The following is a 15,500-nucleotide window of genomic DNA, read 5'->3' on the forward strand; positions in this document are numbered from 1 at the left end:
TTGCACGGTTTTTAGTCCTCGATGACGGCGTAGATGTCGTCGGCGCGGAGCAGCAGGAAGTCCTCGCCGTCGATCTTGACCTCGTTGCCGCCGAACTTGCCGTAGTAGACCTCGTCACCGACGTGCACGTCGATGGCGATGCGCTCGCCCTTGTCGTTCATCTTGCCGGCGCCCACGGCGACGACCTGACCGCGCTGCGGCTTCTCCTGCGCGCCACTGGAGATGTAGAGACCCGTCGAGGTCTTCTCCTCCTTGGGCGCGGGCTTGACGAGGACGCGGTCACCAAGCGGCTTGAGAGTCATGTTCAAGAACCTCCTTCTGGGGCGCCCGTGCGGGCGCGCTTCTGCGATGCTGACGACCAGTGCGTGCACCGCCCTATCCAACGTTCAGAATCATACCCACCCGCGCGGACTTATACCACCTCGCTAGAAAAAATCTTAGTCGAGTCACTTAGATTTTCTGATGCGCATTCGAGTAGGAGGAACGGGCGCGCCGCTTGCCCGCGTTTTTCGCCCGCGGCGGGCTCGGCCACCACGAACCGACAGAGGAACGGGCGCGCCGCTTGCCCGCGTTTTTCGCCGTACGCGGACGGGAGGGCGGGGCGGGGTACGTCGCGCGGCATTCAGGGTACGATAAGCTCACCACACCCCGGACGGGAGGGCGGAGCCATGAGGAATCGCGTCGTGAAAGCCCTGAGAGAGCTCGTCTTCTGCGCGCTCGCCCTGCCCCTCGCGACCGCCCTGGCGGCATGCGCGCCCCAGGCCTGGGAGCCGCCCCCCGGCACCATGCAGAGCGGGTGGCGGGGCTCCTCCATGATTGGCATCAACATGCTCGTGTCCGGCTACACGTGGGACGGCGGCGTCTCCGACGCCGCGGCACCCATGGATGTGGATGAGGGCGTCCCGCGCTTCGAGGTCGAGGGGGCCGAGACGGTGCGCGTGTACTTCTCGCAGGCCGCGACGGACGTGGACGTCGCGCGCTACTCAGCCGATGCCGAGGAGGGCGAGCCCGTGGCCGTGTCCGGAATCACCAGCGACGGCGTCACCCTCGAGGTCGAGCCCGGCTGGCGCTACGCCGTCTCAGCCCAGTTCGAGGACGGGAGCGCAGACTACCTCATCGACGTTGTGTCGGACGGGTCCGCACAGGAGGAGTTCACGAGCACGGCGATGGTCGTCCTCCTGGGCAACGGCAGGCCGCTCTTCATCGATCAGCAGACCGATTCGCCTTACTACCCCACCCTGCCCGCAGACGCGCCCGAGCTCGCGTCAGGAAACATCGTTCGGGTGACCGGCAACGGCATCATGCTCGAGAGCTATCCCGGACAGTATCCCGGCATCACCAAGGTTGAGGTCATCGAGGAGGGCTCGCCCGAGGACGCCGAGAAGTACGCCGAGCTCGCCGCGCAGCTCTGGCAGCCCAAGGACCCCTCCGAGCCGGCAATCGCCACGCTCGAGTACCGCACCGAGGAGGCCTCCGTCTCGCTGCTCCCGCTCGCCAACGCCTGGACGTGGTCCTACGAGCAGAACGGAGAGGCGGTGACTGTCTCCAACGACGCGCCCGCTGCCAACCAGATCGACGTAACCGACCTCCCCGAGGCCACCGCCGGGAAGGCCGTCGAGGTCACCATGACCTTCGACCTGCCGCCGGTCGAGTCGGACGACTCCCGCTGGCCCGAGGTGGTGCGCTACCCCGAGAGCAACCTCGAGGCTGGCGCCGAGGCGGTGGACGCTGCGCTCTCTGGCGGAGCGCTCGAGTTCGCCGTTGAGCCCGGCTGGCGCTATCGGGTCGACGTCGCGTTCGATGCCGGGCAGGTCAGCTACGTCTTCACGGTCGCGTAGCGTGCAAAGGGGACAGTCACTTTTGCACGGCCTTCCCCCTTAGCCCACATTGGCGGCAGGTGGTGCGGACATGAAGCCCACGACATCTCGCGGCATCGCGATAGCAGCGATTCTGGCCCTCTTGGTTGTCACCCTTGTATCCTGCGTGGCGTTCCCACATGATGGCGGGCACGGCCCCGAGGCCAACGTCCCCGGGGCATGGGCGCTGACATCCGGGGAGGACGGCGCCGTCGCGCTCACCCTGGGCAACTACGCCTGGAGCTTCATGGACGGCAGCGAGAGACGCGTCGAGGAGCTTCGGCAGATAGACCCCCAGAAGCGGCGCGTCGACGAGCTGGCCCAGGTGTCGGTTGCCGAGGAACCAACCATCACCGTGCTCTTTGACGAGAGGCCGCTCTGGGCATACGCGCGGAGCTGGGACGAGGAGGAGCTCGCCGTCGGCTCGACAACGGACTCGTCCCTCTTCTGGCGTCTGCGCACGCCGCTCGACACGGTCAGCTCGGTGGGCGACGAGGCCCCCTCGACCTTCGAGGACGGCGCCCTCACGTTTGACGCCGAACCCGGGCGCCGCTATGCGATCAGCACGATCTACGAGCGGGGCTTCTCAGGCAACGACCGCATCGAGTACGTCTTCACCGTGCAAAAGTGACTGTCCCCTTTGCACGCTACAGCGTTTCGAGCTCGGCGAGCCAGAGCGTCGCGCAGGCGTCCGACGGCATGCGCAGGTCACCGCGCGGGCTCACGGCCGCCGAGCCCACCTTGGGTCCGTCGGGCAGGCAGCTGCGCTTGAACTGCTGCGCGAAGTAGCGCCGGTAGAAGACCTTGAGCCAGGAGAGGATCGTCGCATCGTCGTACTTCTCGCCCAGGGCGTAGCGGGCCAGACGGTAGACCTTGCGGGGGCTAGATCCGCGGCGAAGCACCTCGTAGAGGAAGAAGTCGTGCAGCTCGTAGGGGCCCACGAGGTCCTCGGTCCTCTGCGCAATCGTGCCGTCGCCGGTGGCGGGCAGAAGCTCCGGAGAGACCGGTGTGTCAAGCACGTCGAGAAGAACGCGCGCCTCGGCATCGTCCCCGCAGGTGTCGGCCACGTAGCGCACGAGGTGGCGCACGAGCGTCTTGGGCACGCCGGCGTTCACGGCATACATGGACATGTGGTCGCCGTTGTAGGTGGCCCAACCGAGCGCCAGCTCGGAAAGGTCGCCGGTGCCGATGACGAGCCCGCCCTCCTGGTTGGCCACGTCCATGAGAATCTGCGTGCGCTCGCGCGCCTGGGAGTTCTCGTAGGTAACGTCATGGACGGACTCGTCGTGCCCGATGTCCGCGAAGTGCTGGCGCACCGCGGCCGCGATGCCGATCTCGCGCAGCTCCGCGCCAACGGTGCGGGCGAGCTCGCAGGCGTTGTTGTAGGTCCGGTCGGTGGTGCCGAAGCCCGGCATGGTCACCGCGATGACGCCGTCGCGCGGCAGCGCCAGCAGGTCAAAGGCGCGCACGGCCACGAGCAGGGCGAGCGTGGAGTCGAGCCCTCCCGAAAGCCCGATCACCGCGCGGCGCGAGCGCGTGTGCGCGAGGCGCTTGGCGAGGCCGTGAGCCTGGATGGAGAAGACGTCCTCGCAGCGCTCCGCGCGCCGCCCGGCGTCCGAGGGCACGAAGGGGTGCGGGTCGACCCAGCGGGTGAGCGTCGTCTCGCGCGCAGACGCGTCCGCGCCCAGCGAGAACGACGCCACGGCATAGCCGGCCGCCTCGGGAGAGGGCGCGACCTCGAAGGTGGACATGCGCGTGCGCTCCTGGGCGAGCAGGCGCACGTCGACCTCCGAGACGGCGCGGCCGCAGCCGAAGGGCCTGCCCTCCGCGAGCAGGCGACCGTTCTCGGCCACGAGGTCGTGCCCGGAGAAGACGAGGTCCTGCGTGGACTCGCCGGTGCCCGCGCTCGCGTAGACGTAGCCGCAGACGAGGCGGGCGCTCTGGCCGGACACGAGGCTGCGGCGGTAGTCCGCCTTGCCCACAATGGCGTTGGACGCGCTGAGGTTGCAGATCAGCGTGGCGCCGGCCTGCGCGTGGGCAGTGGACGGCGGGTTGGGAACCCAGAGGTCCTCGCAGACCTCTGCCGCCACCACGAGCTCGGGCAGCTCCTCGCAGGCAAAGAGCAGGTTCGTGCCAAAGAGGGTGTCCTGGTTGCCGGCAAACGAGACGAGCGTGGCGTCGGAGGGGCCGGGGACGAAGTGACGACCCTCGTAGAACTCGTTGTAGGTGGGGATGTGCGTCTTGGGCACGAGACCGAGGACCTCGCCGCGGGAGACGGCGGCGGCGCAGTTGTAGAGCTTTCCGCCGGCGCGCACGGGCACGCCCACGAGGATGAGGGCGGGAAGGTCCTCGGTGCGCTCGGCAAACTCGGCGAGGCCCGCCTCGGCGGCGCGGACGAGCGAGTCCTGCCAGAAGAGGTCCTCGCAGGTGTAGCCGGTAATCGCGAGCTCGGGGAGCACGATCACGGCAGCGCCGTCCTTCTCGGCCGCCTCGCGCGCGGCTGCCACGCAGGCCTCCACGTTAAAGGCGACGTCCGCCACGCGCACCTCCGGCGTCACCGCCGCAACCTTGACGAACCCGTCGATCATCCCAGCCTCCTCCGTGCAAAAGGGACAGTCACTTTTGCACGCTACGTCGTTGCCCTCGTGATGGTGCCGCGGCCAATGCCCGTAAGCCTCTCGACCTGCCTCACGGACAGACCCGCCTCCCGCAACTCACAGAGTAGCGCATTGCGCCGAGCCTTCTCCTGGCTCTTAAGCTCCGGTGCCGTCAGCGGCCCCAAAACCTCGCGCGCAACTTCCTCCGCCGCGGAGTCGGCGAGCCTCGGTCGCGCCGGCGGGCGGTAGCGGACGCGCTCGGAAGAGCTGGAGAACCTGGCGAACGCCTCGCGGCCACCGAGCATCTCGAGCAGCAGCCCGGTGTCGGCGTACTCGGAGGCGCCGACGTACTCATGGTAGCTGCTCCACGGATAGTCCGCCGCCGCGCAGATGCCGGCTTTCGCCGGGTTGTTGTGGATGTAGCGCATGGCCTCAAGAAGATAGGATTCGCCCTCGACGGGGCTGCTGTAGAACCGCCCCTGGAACACATGGCCGACGTGGCCCCCTCGCCTGTTGAAGCGCTGGGCGTAGCGAGTGGCGAGGGAGCGCATCAGCTCGCTCAGGCAGTCGCTCGGATCCTCGAGAAGCAGGTGGACGTGATTTGCCATGAGACACCATGCCAGAATGCTTGCACCATGCTTGCGCGCAGCTGCCGCGAACATGTCAAGAAAAGCCAAACGGTCGGCATCGTCCTCAAAGAGGTTCTGCCGACCGTTTGCGTAGAGAACTACGTGGTAAAAGCCAGATTCTGCAACACGTCTTGGCAATCTGGGCATAGCTCCTCCCCTCCCCTTGTTGGTGAGAGATGTTATACCCCTTCAGACCTCCGTCCGGCGTGCAGAAGTGCCTGTCCCTTTTGCACGCTACCCTTCGAGGTAGCGGGCGAGGAACTCGCGGGTGCGCGGGTGCTCGGGCGCCGAGAAGATCTTCTCCGGAGCGCCCTTCTCTGCGATGACGCCCTTGTCCATGAAGACGACCTCGTCGGAGACGTTCTTCGCAAAGGCCATCTCGTGCGTGACCACGACCATCGTCATGCCCTCGGCAGCCAGGCGACGCATGACCTCGAGGACCTCGCCCACGATCTCCGGGTCGAGCGCGCTCGTCGGCTCGTCGAAGAGCATGAGGTCCGGGCTCATGCACAGCGCCCGCGCGATGGCGACGCGCTGCTTCTGGCCGCCGGAGAGGTTGTTGACGTCGGCGTGCGCGAAGTCCGCGAGGCCCACAGAGTCCAGGTGACCCATCGCCACGCGCTCGGCCTCGGCCCTGTCCATCTTCTTGAGCGTCACGGGGGCGAGCGTGCAGTTGTCGAGCACGTTCATGTTGTTGAACAGGTTGAAGCCCTGGAAAACCATGCCGATCTTCTCGCGCAGGCGGTTCACGTCCACGTGCTCGGCGGCGAGGTCCGCCCCGTGGAACCACACGTGGCCGGCGTCGGGCGTCTCGAGCAGGTTGATGCAGCGCAAAAGCGTCGACTTGCCCGACCCCGAGGCGCCGATGATCGTCACCACCTGGCCGGGCATGACGTCGAGGTTGATGTCACGCAGGACCTCGAGGTCGCCGAAGGACTTGCGCAGCCCCTCGATGCGAACCATCGGCTCTGCGGAGGCGCTCGATACGGAAGCGTTTCTCATGATGTCCTACCTCCCCTGGCCCCAGCCGCGACGATGCTTCTTGCCGTCCCGCAGGGGCACGGCGCTGACCTCTTCGGTCTTGACGGGCGTGTCAGACGTGCTGCCCATGACCTCAGCGCTCACGTTGAAGCGGTGCGCAAAGCGCCCGAGCAGCCACGTGGCAACCATCGTGAGGATGAGGTAGGCGACCGTGGAGATGAGCGCCGTCTGGAACTGCTGATAGTAGATGCCCGCCACGGTCGTGGTGGCAAACATCAGGTCGAAGGTGCCGATGACCGAGAGCACCGACGAGTCCTTGATGTTGATGACGAGCTCGTTGGAGAGGCCGGGGATCGCGTACTTGATTCCCTGCGGGAAGACGACCTTGGCCATCGCCTGCCACTGCGACAGGCCCAGGGAGCGCGCCGCCTCGGTCTGACCCTTGTCGACCGACTCGATGCCGCCGCGCAGCACCTCCATCATGTACGCGGTCGAGTTGAGCGTGATGGTCACAAGGCCCGCGAGAAACGTCGTCCAGATGCCGTTGATCTGGGTGGTGGTGAGCGCGGTCATGCGCAGGATGCCAAAGACGCCGTAGTAGATAATCATGGCCTGGACCATCATCGGCGTGCCGCGGACCACCGTGGAGTAGAGCTTGGCAAAGCCCGAGCCAACGACCTTCCAGAAGCGCACGAAGTCATTGTCCGGCCGGTCGATGGTCTGGATGCGTGCGAAGACGAGCAGCAGCGCCAGGAAAAACGCGATCACGGTACCAAAGACCGCCAGCTCGACGGTGGTGACAAGGCCGGTGAAGAACGTGTCACGCCCCTGGTAGAGGATGTAGCACATGCTCTCGAGCATGGGCTCGGGGCGGCGCGGGTCCGCCGAGTTTGCGGCCTCAACGGCAACGCCCCACGCCGACGCCACGCCCATGACCACGCGGTCGACGAAGAGCACGAGCACGATCGCCCAGATCACGTACGAGGCGAGGCGCAGCACGCGACGGACGCCCGAGCGGGCGAAGAGCGCGGACTCGGCGTAGGTCTTCCAGTGCGTGAGCTTGAACAGCAGCGCGACGCCGCTCACCACGAGCCACGCCACGAGCACGTAGTACATCACGAGCTCGACGGTGAACGCGTGGGCGAGGAAGCTCATCGCGGGGCGCGGTGAGCTCGAGAGCAGCATGCCAACGAGGGCGACCACGCTCGTGCCCAGAAGCACGTAGCGATGGTCGTCGAGGAGGAGCGAGGCGACGCGGCCGCGCGTTCTTCTCGGCATCTGCTCGCCGGAGGGAGCGGAGCTCATTTTGTATCTCCTTCGTTTTTCATGCGTGCGGGCGCGCGCCCTCGTCTGCGGCGCGCGCCCCTATCTTACGCGATGTGCAAAAGTGCCTGTCCCCTTTGCACGCTACGCCGGCTGGCGATCCATGCAGTCGTTCCACATCTGCTGGCGCTCGTCCTCGGGGATGGCGTTGATGACCTCGTTGATCTGCTCGAGGATGGCGTCCTGGCCCTTGGCGATGGCCGCGTTGTCCGGCATGACGGAGCCCTCGAACTTGTCCTCCATCTCGAGCTCCACGAAGTTGGGGTAGGTCTCGAGCAGCTTGGGCACCGAGAGCATGGAATAGGTGATGACGTCGCTCGTCCCGGAGGCGAGGCTCTCGACCACGATGGGCACGGTCTCGCCCGGCGTCATGTGGTTGATGTCGGGGATCTGGTCGATGACCGTGTCGTACATGGTGGCCGCCTGGCCCATGACCGAGGCGCCCGCGAGGTCGGCGAAGGTCGTGGCGCCCGCGTAGGGAGAGTCCTGCGTGGTGATCATCACGATGTCGTCGTCGATGTAGGAGTCGGAGAAGTCGGCGGACTGCGCGCGGTCCGGGTCAACGGACATGCCGGCGCAGACGATGTCGATCTGGCCGTTGTTGAGCGCGTCGATCAGGCCGGCAAAGTCGAGCTTCACGGCAACGGGCTCCATGCCCAGGGCCTCGGCGATCATCTTGGCCACCTGCACGTCATAGCCGTCGGCGTAGGCGCCGGAGACGTTCTCGATGGGGATGGTGTACTCGGACTCCTCGGAGACCTGCCAGTTGTAGGGGGCGTAGGCCGCCTCCATGCCCACGCGCAGCGTGGTGCCGTCGCCGAGCGTGGCGGCCTCGGTCGAGGCGTCGTCGGTCGCGTCGGTGGCGTCGTCGGTGGTGGCGTCCTGCGCGGCGGGGCCGCAGCCGGAAAGGACCATCACGCCTCCCATGCCCGCCACGAGGCTCGAGAGCTTGAGGAAGTCGCGGCGAGAGACTCTGTCAGATACGTACACGTGCGGGGTGGCCTTCATGGTGGATCCTTTCCCTGTTTTTTGGTAATCCCCTTCCGTGCGACGCAACCGGAGGGGACCCATTCCCCTCCCCCTTGCAACTTAATGCGAGAAAGTTACGCGCACGGCATGGGAGGATAGCGCGCCGAGCACCGACGCGCGAGCTGATAGTATGCTGAGAAACACCGTCGTAACGGGTGAGCGCGCAAGGGGGACAGGCACTTTTGCACGGTCCCGGGACCGTGCAAAAGTGCCTGTCCCCCTTGCACGCTTCGAGAGGAGACGCTATGGAGCAGGAAGTCTACGACGCCTACGTCGCCATCCTCGAGGAGGAGCTCGTCTGCGCGATGGGCTGCACCGAGCCAATCGCCGTGGCATACTGCGCCGCGCTCGCGCGCGAGGCGCTCGGCACGCTCCCCGAGAGCCTGAGCGTCACCGCCTCCGCCAACATCATCAAGAACGTCAAGAGCGTCGTCGTGCCCAACACGGGCGGGGCGCGCGGCATCGAGGCCGCCGCGGTTGCCGGGGCGCTCGCGGGCAACGCCGACGCCAAGCTCGAGGTGCTTGCCGGCGTGACCGGCGAGCAGGTCAGCGAGATGCGCGAGTATCTCGCCGCGCACGAGGTCGTCGTGACGCCGAGCGAGCGCCCGTGGGTCTTCGACATCCAGGTGCGCGCGGAGGCCGCCGGTCACGCGTCGCTCTGCGAGATCGCGGGGTCCCACACCAACGTCATTCGCATCGAACGCGACGGCGAGGCCCTTCTCGACAGGCCGTTCGAGGAGGGTGTCGAGGACGAGACGAACTGCACGGACCGAGGCTGCCTCTCCATCGAGAAGATCGTGCAGTTTGCCGACGAGGTCGACCTGAACGACGTCAAGCAGGTCCTTGGCCGGCAGATCGCCTGCAACACCGAGATCGCGCACGAGGGGCTGAGGCGCAGCTGGGGAGCCAACGTCGGCAGCGTGCTCCTGGAGGCGTACGGCGACGGCGTGGCCAACCGCGCCAAGGCGTGGGCCGCGGCCGGCTCCGACGCGCGCATGGGCGGCTGCGAGCTGCCGGTGGTCATCAACTCCGGAAGCGGCAACCAGGGCATCACGGCGAGCGTGCCCGTCATCGTGTACGCGCGCGAGCTGGGCTCATCGCACGAGGAGCTGCTGCGCGCGCTCGTGGTGTCAAACCTGGTGACCATCCACCTCAAGACCGGCATCGGGAGGCTCTCCGCCTACTGCGGCGCCACGAGCGCGGGCGCGGGCGCGGCGGCCGGCATCACCTACCTGCACGGCGGGCGCTACAGCGAGGTGGCGCACACCGTGGTGAACGCGCTCGCCATCGACTCGGGCATGGTGTGCGACGGCGCCAAGGCGAGCTGCGCGGCCAAGATCGCGAGCGCGGTCGAGGCGGGCCTTCTGGGCATGCAGATGCAGCAGCGCGGGAGCCAGTTCTACGGCGGCGACGGCATCGTGGTCAAGGGCGTGGAGAACACCATCCGCAACGTGGGCGTGCTCGCGTCGCGCGGCATGCGCGAGACCGACCGGACGATCGTCGAGCTCATGTGCGGCGGCGGGTGCTAGCGTGCAAAAGGGACAGGCACTTTTGCACGGTTTCCGGGAGCCCCGAGCTACGCTTGATCTGAGCGTGCAAAAGTGCCTGTCCCTTACGCACGCTCCCACGTGGGAGGCACCGGCGCGTCCGGCGTGGACCAGGCGCCGAGCGGCGCGTTGGGGTCAGCGTCCAGCGTGAGGGGCGAGAAGGACCCGGCGCGGTAGCTCCTCAGCGCCGCGATGCCGATCATCGCCGCGTTGTCGCCGCAGGCTCGCATCGGCGGCACCGTCACGCGCACGCCGCGCTTCTCGAAGGCCTTGCGGTAGGCCGCGCGCAGGCCCGGATTTGCCGCCACGCCGCCGCCGACGCAGAAGTCGCTCACGCCCGTCTGCTCCACCGCGGTCACGGCCTTGGCAACCTGCACGTCGATGACAGCGGCCTCGAAGCTCGCCGCCAGGTCGGGCAGGTTGATCGCCCGCCCCGCGCGGTTCTCGCCCTCGATGTAGGTAATGACCGCGGTCTTGAGGCCGGAGAGGCTGAAGGAGTAGTCCCCGCTGTGCATCATCGCGCGCGGGAAGTGGATGGCCTTGGGGTTGCCCTGTGCGGAGAGCTTGGAGATCACGGGGCCGCCGGGATATCCCAGCCCGAGCGCCTTGGCCACCTTGTCGAAGGCCTCGCCCACCGCGTCGTCGATGGTGGATCCCAAGATCTCGTAGTCACCCCAGGCGCGCACGTGCACGAGCATGGTGTTGCCGCCGGAGACGAGGCTCGCCACGAAGGGCGGCTGCAGGCCCGGCGTCTCGAAGAGGTTGGCCATGAGGTGGCCCTCAAGGTGGTGCACGGCAATGAGCGGCAGGTCAGCGGCCGCGCAGAGCCCCTTGGCAAAGGCCACGCCCACCACGAGCGCGCCCACGAGCCCCGGGCCGGCCGTCACGCCCACCGCCGCGAGGTCCGCCGGCGTCAGCGTGTCCACGCCGAAGTGCTCGCCGGCGCGCGCAAGCGTCTCCTCGAAGACGCCCACGATCGCCTCGGTGTGCTTGCGGGAGGCGATCTCGGGCACCACGCCGCCAAAGCGCGCGTGGAAGTCGATCTGCGTGGCCACCACGTTGGCGCAGACCACGCCGCTCCCGTCCGTCACGGCCATGGCGGTCTCGTCGCAGGAGGACTCGATGGTGAGGACGAGCGGGCCGGCGGCCGCAATCGCCGCCTCGGCCTCCTCGCTGCGCGGGGCGCACTCGATGGGCCACGGGCGGATGGAGGGCGCGGGCTCGGGGTGGTCGTCGGAGCCGCCCACGGCCTCGGCGGCCAGCGGCAGCGGCGCGCGCAGGATCAGCGCGTCGTGGGCGGGCTCGCCCGCGCCGGCCGGATAGTAGCCGGGGCGGCGACCCTCCTCCACCAGGCCGAGCGCGGCATAGAGCGCACGGGCCGCCGCGTTCTTCTCGTCCACCTCGAGGGAGAGCGTGTGAGCGCCGAGCATCTGCGCGTCGTAGGCCACGCGCGCGACGAGACGACGCGCGATGCCCTCGCGTCGGCGCGCCGCGTCCACGACGACCTCCTCGACCTCGAAGTCCGCCCCGGCGAGCACGCCGCCCGCAAAGCCGATGATCTGGCCCTGGTCGTGTGCGACCCACCAGCTGCGACCGGGCTGCGTGAGCTCCTCGTAGAACATGCGCTCCGTCCACGGCGTGTGGGCCGAGCCCTCGTAGGTCGCGACCTCGAGCGCGGCGACGGCCGTGGTGTCGTTGACGGTCATGGGACGCAGCTGCAGGTGGATGCCAGCAAGGGCGTCATCGACGCCGGTGAGCTCAACCGTTGCCGGCGCCCTGAGCCCCAGGCGGGTGCGCTCGGCCTCCTCGGCGTCGGAGAGGCGCGTGTAGATGGGCAGCACGAGCGCCGGGTCGCCGGACTGTGCAGCGGGCCCGGAAAAGGCGCCGGCCTCCGCGGCGGCGCGCAGCAGCCCCTCGCCCGTTGGATACCACGCCTCCTCATGCGAGAAGCGCGAGAAGCCCGCGGCCTCGAAGCGCGCACGGTACTTGGCCAGACCGTTGCCCGTGAGCGTGAGCTCGGACGCGTCCGCGCGCGCCGCCCAGGCGCTCACGCAGGCATCCGCCTTGACGACGGTCTCGGCGGCGAAGGTGCGGTGCGCGCCAGCGTCGTCGAGCTCGTAGATGCCGGGGTACACCTCGCCGCGCATGGCGTCTCCGGCCACGGCGAGCGTCCCGCGGACGCCGCAGCCCCACGCCGACCAGGCCATCGCGTCGAGCGCGGAGGTGCCGAAGAGCGGACGGCCCAGCCCGCAGGCCAGGCCCTTCGCCGTTGCCACGCCAATCCGCACGCCCGTGAACGAGCCCGGGCCGCGGCCAGTGAGAACAGCGTCGACGTCGGCCATCGAGAGGCCGGCATCTGCGAGCGCCTGACGCACGGTCTCCACAAGCTCGACGTTTGCCCGGCGACGACACAGGTGATCGCGCGCGGCCAGCACGGCAACGGAGCCGTCCGCGGCCACGCGCGCGACGGCGCACGCCAGCATGTCGGTGGAGGTGTCAACGGCAAGGACGGTCTTCTCGACGGGGTTCTTCTCGCTCATGCGCGGCTCTTCTCGCTCGGGTCTTCAACTCGTCTAGTGTAGCGCGACGGGCGCCGCAGAACCCGAGGCGGCTCGTCGCGAGACGGCCCGCCGCTGCCGTGCCCCCCCTGCCCCGCCCCAAGCGCACGCCTCGACACGTCAAAGCGTGCCCGACGCGCGGACTACCCGGGCGACCGCCGCCATGACCCGCGCCGGACGCACGCTCCGGGCCGCAAAACCGTGCCAAACGCGCGGAGTTCCGGGACGGAGCCCGGAGGATCCCCAGGACGGAACCCGCGCGGTCGCCAGGACTGCGCCGCGAGACCCGCCGCGCGAGCCTCACGCGCTCGAGGCGTGCTCGACGCGCACCGCCTCGATAAGCCGAAAGAGCGGCCAGGCGCGGTTGGCCTTGGTGAGCAAGGCCTTGGGGCCGACGACGCAGCCCGCCTCGCGCGATCGCGCCAGAAACTCGCCCACCTGCGCATCGGTGAGGCCGCACAGCAGCAGGAACTCTCCCTCGGGCGCCGGACCCGCGTAGTCGACCGGAGCCGGCCGGAACCCCACGAGTCGCGCAAAGGCGCCCGCCGGGTCCCCGAGACGCTCGTACGTCGCCGTCCTAGCGACCACGCCCATCTCGCGGAGGACGGCACGCACCGCAGCGCCCTTCTCGCCAGACGGGTCAAGCCCCCAGAGCACCGCGCATGCCGCGGGCCCCGAGGGCTTGACCTTCTTCGATCCGGCGGCCTTCTTCTTGGGCCGACCAGCCATTAGCCGAAGTAGCGCTCGAGCAGGCCCTTGAGAGCCTTGCCGTGGCGAGCCTCGTCACGAGCCATCTCGTGAACGGTGTCGTGGATGGCGTCGAGGCCGTTCTTCTTGGCGCAGGCGGCGAGCTCCGTCTTGCCGGCGGTGGCGCCGAACTCGCAGTCGACGCGCCAGGCGAGGTTGGCCTTGGTGTCGGCCTTCATGTTGGGCTCGAGCTCCTCGCCGAGCAGCTCGGCGAACTTGGAAGCGTGCTCGGCCTCCTCGTAGGCGGCCTTCTCCCAGTACAGGCCGATCTCGGGATAGCCCTCGCGGTGGGCGATGCGCGCCATGCAGAGGTACATGCCGACCTCGGAGCACTCGCCGGTGAAGTTGGCCTTGAGCTGCTCAAGGATGTAGGCCTTGTCCTCGTCGGAGATGTCGGCGTTGTCCTTGACGGTCTTGGCGTAGATGCCGTACTCGTGCTCGGCGGCGAGCTTCAGCTCACCCTCGACCTTCTCGAACTGGCTGGCCGGCGCCTTGCAGACGGGGCACTCGGCAGGCGGCTCGGCGCCCTCGTAGATGTAACCGCAGACCTTGCAGACCCACTTGTCCATGGTGACCTCCTGTTGCTGTCGTGGTGTGCGGCGAGGCCCCTCGGCCCCGCCGCCCTCTCCTATGCACACGGCCTAGGCCGTAGATGCCTCGCTTCGCTGGCACGCGGGGCAGACCCCGTCAAACTGCAGCGTGTGGCCGCACACCCGATACCCGGTGGCGCGCTCCGCCCGCTCGTCAATCCCCTCGACCAGCGGGATCATCACGTCATCGACCCGGCCGCAGACGGTGCAGCGCACGTGATAGTGCGCAAACGACCGATGGTCGAAGCGGTCGGCACCGTTGTTGATGCGCACCCGACCGATCGTGCCTTCGTCCGCGAGGCGGTTGAGCGTTCGATAGACGGTTGCGCGGCTGATGCTCGGGTGCTCCGCGTGGACGCCCTCGTAGACGTCATCGGCTGTGGGGTGGTTCGCATGACGCCGCAGCTCGTCCTCGATGATCGATCGCTGGATGGTGTTTCTGCTCGTCATGTCCCCTCCCCTCGCGGCTCGCCCCCTCGTGCTGTCACCACTCTACCATATTGATACAGAGTATCAACTGATAATTTCTACCAATTTATAGAGCGCCGAGAAGTTCCTCGCCCCGCGCGTCATGAGCGACCAGGCGAACCTCGCGCGGGGGCTCCGTCCCGGCCTCCGCCCGGTCGTCGAGGCGCGTCACGAAGACGTCAACGCGCGCGTCCCCCAGCTCCTCGGCGAACTGCTCGCCCCACTCGATGGCGCAGACGCCATCGGCTCCGAGCACGTCGAAGATGCCCGTGTCCTCGAGCTGGTCCGCGTCGTCGAGGCGATAGAGGTCGAAGTGGCACAGGGGCATGTCCGCCCCCTCGTAGACCATCTCGATGGTGAAGGTGGGGCTCGTCACGTCCTCCGTCACGCCCATCCCCGCCGCGATTCCCTTGGTGAGCTGGGTCTTCCCAGCGCCGAGGTCACCGGTCAGCACGAGCACGTCGCCCGGGGCGAGCAGGCGCCCGAGGCGCTCTCCGAGCGCGATCGTCTCGTCGCGGCTCTCCGTCACGAAGCTTCTCTCGCTCACTGCTCCTCCCTCTCCTCCGGGTGCTCCGACAGCCATGCGCCGACCATCCGAAGGTCGTCCTCGAGCAGCGGCTGCCACTCCGAGTGGTAGATGCAGGCAGCGGGGTGAAACGTCGGGCACACCACGAAGTGCCCGGTCTGATAGAGCTGTCCGCGCAGCGACGTCACGCCCTTGTTCGTGCGCAGCACGAACTGCGAGGCGAAGTTGCCGAGGCACACGATGACATCGGGCCAGATCGAGCGAATCTGCTCGCGCAGGAACGGGGAGCACGCCTCGATCTCCTCGGGCCTGGGGTTGCGGTTTCCCGGCGGCCTGCACTTGACGACGTTGGCGATGTAGATCTCGTCACGCGTGAGGCCCGCGCAGGAGAGCAGCGCGTCGAGCTTGTGGCCGGCCGCGCCCACGAACGGTTCCCCCTGGAGGTCCTCGTTTCGGCCGGGCCCCTCGCCCACGAACATGACGCGCGCCCGGGGGTTGCCCACGCCAAAGACGAGATTGGTGCGCGTGGCGCCGAGCGGGCACAGCTGGCAGTCTCCCATGAGGTCACGAATCTCCTGGAGCGCGACCTCGCGGGGCCGCTGGTGCTCGTGACCGGGAATGTGCATGACGGACATGAGGTCGAGCCCCC

At 68.1% G+C, this 15,500-nt stretch carries 15 protein-coding genes; 3 read left to right on the forward strand and 12 right to left on the reverse strand.

All coding sequences use genetic code 11. The features are described 5' to 3' along the window. Positions 1-11 precede the first annotated feature (11 nt). Positions 12-302 (reverse strand): co-chaperone GroES, encoded by a 291-nt coding sequence (locus BQ7106_RS06665; protein WP_072373316.1) that lies wholly within the window; start codon positions 300-302, stop codon positions 12-14. Positions 303-683: 381 nt separating this feature from the next. Between BQ7106_RS06665 and BQ7106_RS06670 the strand changes: the two genes are divergently transcribed. Then, positions 684-1,838, forward strand: a complete 1,155-nt coding sequence (locus BQ7106_RS06670; protein ID WP_129583815.1) for a hypothetical protein — start codon at positions 684-686, stop codon at positions 1,836-1,838. A gap of 70 nt (positions 1,839-1,908) precedes the next feature. Continuing rightward, positions 1,909-2,487, forward strand: coding sequence for a hypothetical protein (locus BQ7106_RS06675; protein WP_129583816.1), 579 nt, complete (start codon positions 1,909-1,911; stop codon positions 2,485-2,487). A 16-nt stretch (positions 2,488-2,503) separates the two neighbouring features. Here the strand turns inward: BQ7106_RS06675 and BQ7106_RS06680 are convergent, their stop codons facing one another. From BQ7106_RS06680 to BQ7106_RS06700, 5 genes are all read right to left on the reverse strand, one after another. After that, complete coding sequence (locus BQ7106_RS06680) at positions 2,504-4,444, reverse strand: NAD(+) synthase (RefSeq protein ID WP_072373325.1); 1,941 nt, start codon at positions 4,442-4,444, stop codon at positions 2,504-2,506. 41 nt (positions 4,445-4,485) lie between these two features. Next, positions 4,486-5,229 carry an REP-associated tyrosine transposase gene (locus BQ7106_RS06685; RefSeq protein ID WP_072373329.1) on the reverse strand — a complete coding sequence of 248 codons (744 nt, stop codon included), beginning with the start codon at positions 5,227-5,229 and terminating at the stop codon, positions 4,486-4,488. Between the two features lie 87 nt (positions 5,230-5,316). Next, positions 5,317-6,084, reverse strand: a complete 768-nt coding sequence (locus tag BQ7106_RS06690) for an amino acid ABC transporter ATP-binding protein (protein ID WP_273397081.1) — start codon at positions 6,082-6,084, stop codon at positions 5,317-5,319. A gap of 6 nt (positions 6,085-6,090) precedes the next feature. Continuing rightward, positions 6,091-7,368 (reverse strand): amino acid ABC transporter permease, encoded by a 1,278-nt coding sequence (locus BQ7106_RS06695; protein ID WP_072373332.1) that lies wholly within the window; start codon positions 7,366-7,368, stop codon positions 6,091-6,093. 102 nt (positions 7,369-7,470) lie between these two features. Beyond that, positions 7,471-8,394 carry a transporter substrate-binding domain-containing protein gene (locus BQ7106_RS06700; protein ID WP_083526950.1) on the reverse strand — a complete coding sequence of 308 codons (924 nt, stop codon included), beginning with the start codon at positions 8,392-8,394 and terminating at the stop codon, positions 7,471-7,473. A 266-nt stretch (positions 8,395-8,660) separates the two neighbouring features. Between BQ7106_RS06700 and BQ7106_RS06705 the strand changes: the two genes are divergently transcribed. Then, positions 8,661-9,944: an L-cysteine desulfidase family protein gene (locus BQ7106_RS06705; protein ID WP_072373335.1), complete on the forward strand. Its 1,284-nt coding sequence runs from the start codon at positions 8,661-8,663 to the stop codon at positions 9,942-9,944. 83 nt (positions 9,945-10,027) lie between these two features. Here the strand turns inward: BQ7106_RS06705 and tsaD are convergent, their stop codons facing one another. The 6 genes from tsaD to BQ7106_RS06735 all read right to left on the reverse strand — a co-directional run bounded on the left by tsaD (position 10,028) and on the right by BQ7106_RS06735 (position 15,486). Beyond that, positions 10,028-12,502, reverse strand: a complete 2,475-nt coding sequence (gene tsaD, locus BQ7106_RS06710; RefSeq protein ID WP_072373338.1) for a tRNA (adenosine(37)-N6)-threonylcarbamoyltransferase complex transferase subunit TsaD — start codon at positions 12,500-12,502, stop codon at positions 10,028-10,030. A 318-nt stretch (positions 12,503-12,820) separates the two neighbouring features. Further along, positions 12,821-13,249 (reverse strand): DUF3783 domain-containing protein, encoded by a 429-nt coding sequence (locus tag BQ7106_RS06715; protein WP_072373341.1) that lies wholly within the window; start codon positions 13,247-13,249, stop codon positions 12,821-12,823. Then, positions 13,249-13,836 (reverse strand): rubredoxin-like domain-containing protein, encoded by a 588-nt coding sequence (locus BQ7106_RS06720; protein WP_072373344.1) that lies wholly within the window; start codon positions 13,834-13,836, stop codon positions 13,249-13,251. The genes BQ7106_RS06715 and BQ7106_RS06720 overlap by 1 nt, the downstream gene beginning before the upstream one ends. Positions 13,837-13,908: 72 nt before the next feature. Then, a complete protein-coding gene (locus tag BQ7106_RS06725) occupies positions 13,909-14,307 on the reverse strand; it encodes a Fur family transcriptional regulator (RefSeq protein WP_072373347.1) in 399 nt (132 codons plus the stop codon). 85 nt (positions 14,308-14,392) lie between these two features. Next, positions 14,393-14,908, reverse strand: a complete 516-nt coding sequence (tsaE, locus tag BQ7106_RS06730) for a tRNA (adenosine(37)-N6)-threonylcarbamoyltransferase complex ATPase subunit type 1 TsaE (protein WP_072373350.1) — start codon at positions 14,906-14,908, stop codon at positions 14,393-14,395. Next, complete coding sequence (locus BQ7106_RS06735) at positions 14,869-15,486, reverse strand: uracil-DNA glycosylase (RefSeq protein WP_072373353.1); 618 nt, start codon at positions 15,484-15,486, stop codon at positions 14,869-14,871. Before BQ7106_RS06735 ends, tsaE begins: the two co-directional genes overlap by 40 nt. Positions 15,487-15,500: the final 14 nt, after the last annotated feature.

This window comes from Thermophilibacter mediterraneus (assembly GCF_900119385.1).
Taxonomy (GTDB): Bacteria; Actinomycetota; Coriobacteriia; order Coriobacteriales; family Atopobiaceae; genus Thermophilibacter; species Thermophilibacter mediterraneus.

Coding starts and splice junctions, on each gene's coding strand:
- BQ7106_RS06665 (WP_072373316.1), bottom strand. CDS start 302: ATGACTCTCAAGCCGCTTGGTGACCGCGTCCTCGTCAAGCCCGCGCCC.
- BQ7106_RS06675 (WP_129583816.1), top strand. CDS start 1,909: ATGAAGCCCACGACATCTCGCGGCATCGCGATAGCAGCGATTCTGGCC.
- BQ7106_RS06680 (WP_072373325.1), bottom strand. CDS start 4,444: ATGATCGACGGGTTCGTCAAGGTTGCGGCGGTGACGCCGGAGGTGCGC.
- BQ7106_RS06685 (WP_072373329.1), bottom strand. CDS start 5,229: ATGCCCAGATTGCCAAGACGTGTTGCAGAATCTGGCTTTTACCACGTA.
- BQ7106_RS06690 (WP_273397081.1), bottom strand. CDS start 6,084: ATGAGAAACGCTTCCGTATCGAGCGCCTCCGCAGAGCCGATGGTTCGC.
- BQ7106_RS06695 (WP_072373332.1), bottom strand. CDS start 7,368: ATGAGCTCCGCTCCCTCCGGCGAGCAGATGCCGAGAAGAACGCGCGGC.
- BQ7106_RS06700 (WP_083526950.1), bottom strand. CDS start 8,394: ATGAAGGCCACCCCGCACGTGTACGTATCTGACAGAGTCTCTCGCCGC.
- BQ7106_RS06705 (WP_072373335.1), top strand. CDS start 8,661: ATGGAGCAGGAAGTCTACGACGCCTACGTCGCCATCCTCGAGGAGGAG.
- tsaD (WP_072373338.1), bottom strand. CDS start 12,502: ATGAGCGAGAAGAACCCCGTCGAGAAGACCGTCCTTGCCGTTGACACC.
- BQ7106_RS06715 (WP_072373341.1), bottom strand. CDS start 13,249: ATGGCTGGTCGGCCCAAGAAGAAGGCCGCCGGATCGAAGAAGGTCAAG.
- BQ7106_RS06720 (WP_072373344.1), bottom strand. CDS start 13,836: ATGGACAAGTGGGTCTGCAAGGTCTGCGGTTACATCTACGAGGGCGCC.
- BQ7106_RS06725 (WP_072373347.1), bottom strand. CDS start 14,307: ATGACGAGCAGAAACACCATCCAGCGATCGATCATCGAGGACGAGCTG.
- tsaE (WP_072373350.1), bottom strand. CDS start 14,908: ATGGCTGTCGGAGCACCCGGAGGAGAGGGAGGAGCAGTGAGCGAGAGA.
- BQ7106_RS06735 (WP_072373353.1), bottom strand. CDS start 15,486: ATGTCCGTCATGCACATTCCCGGTCACGAGCACCAGCGGCCCCGCGAG.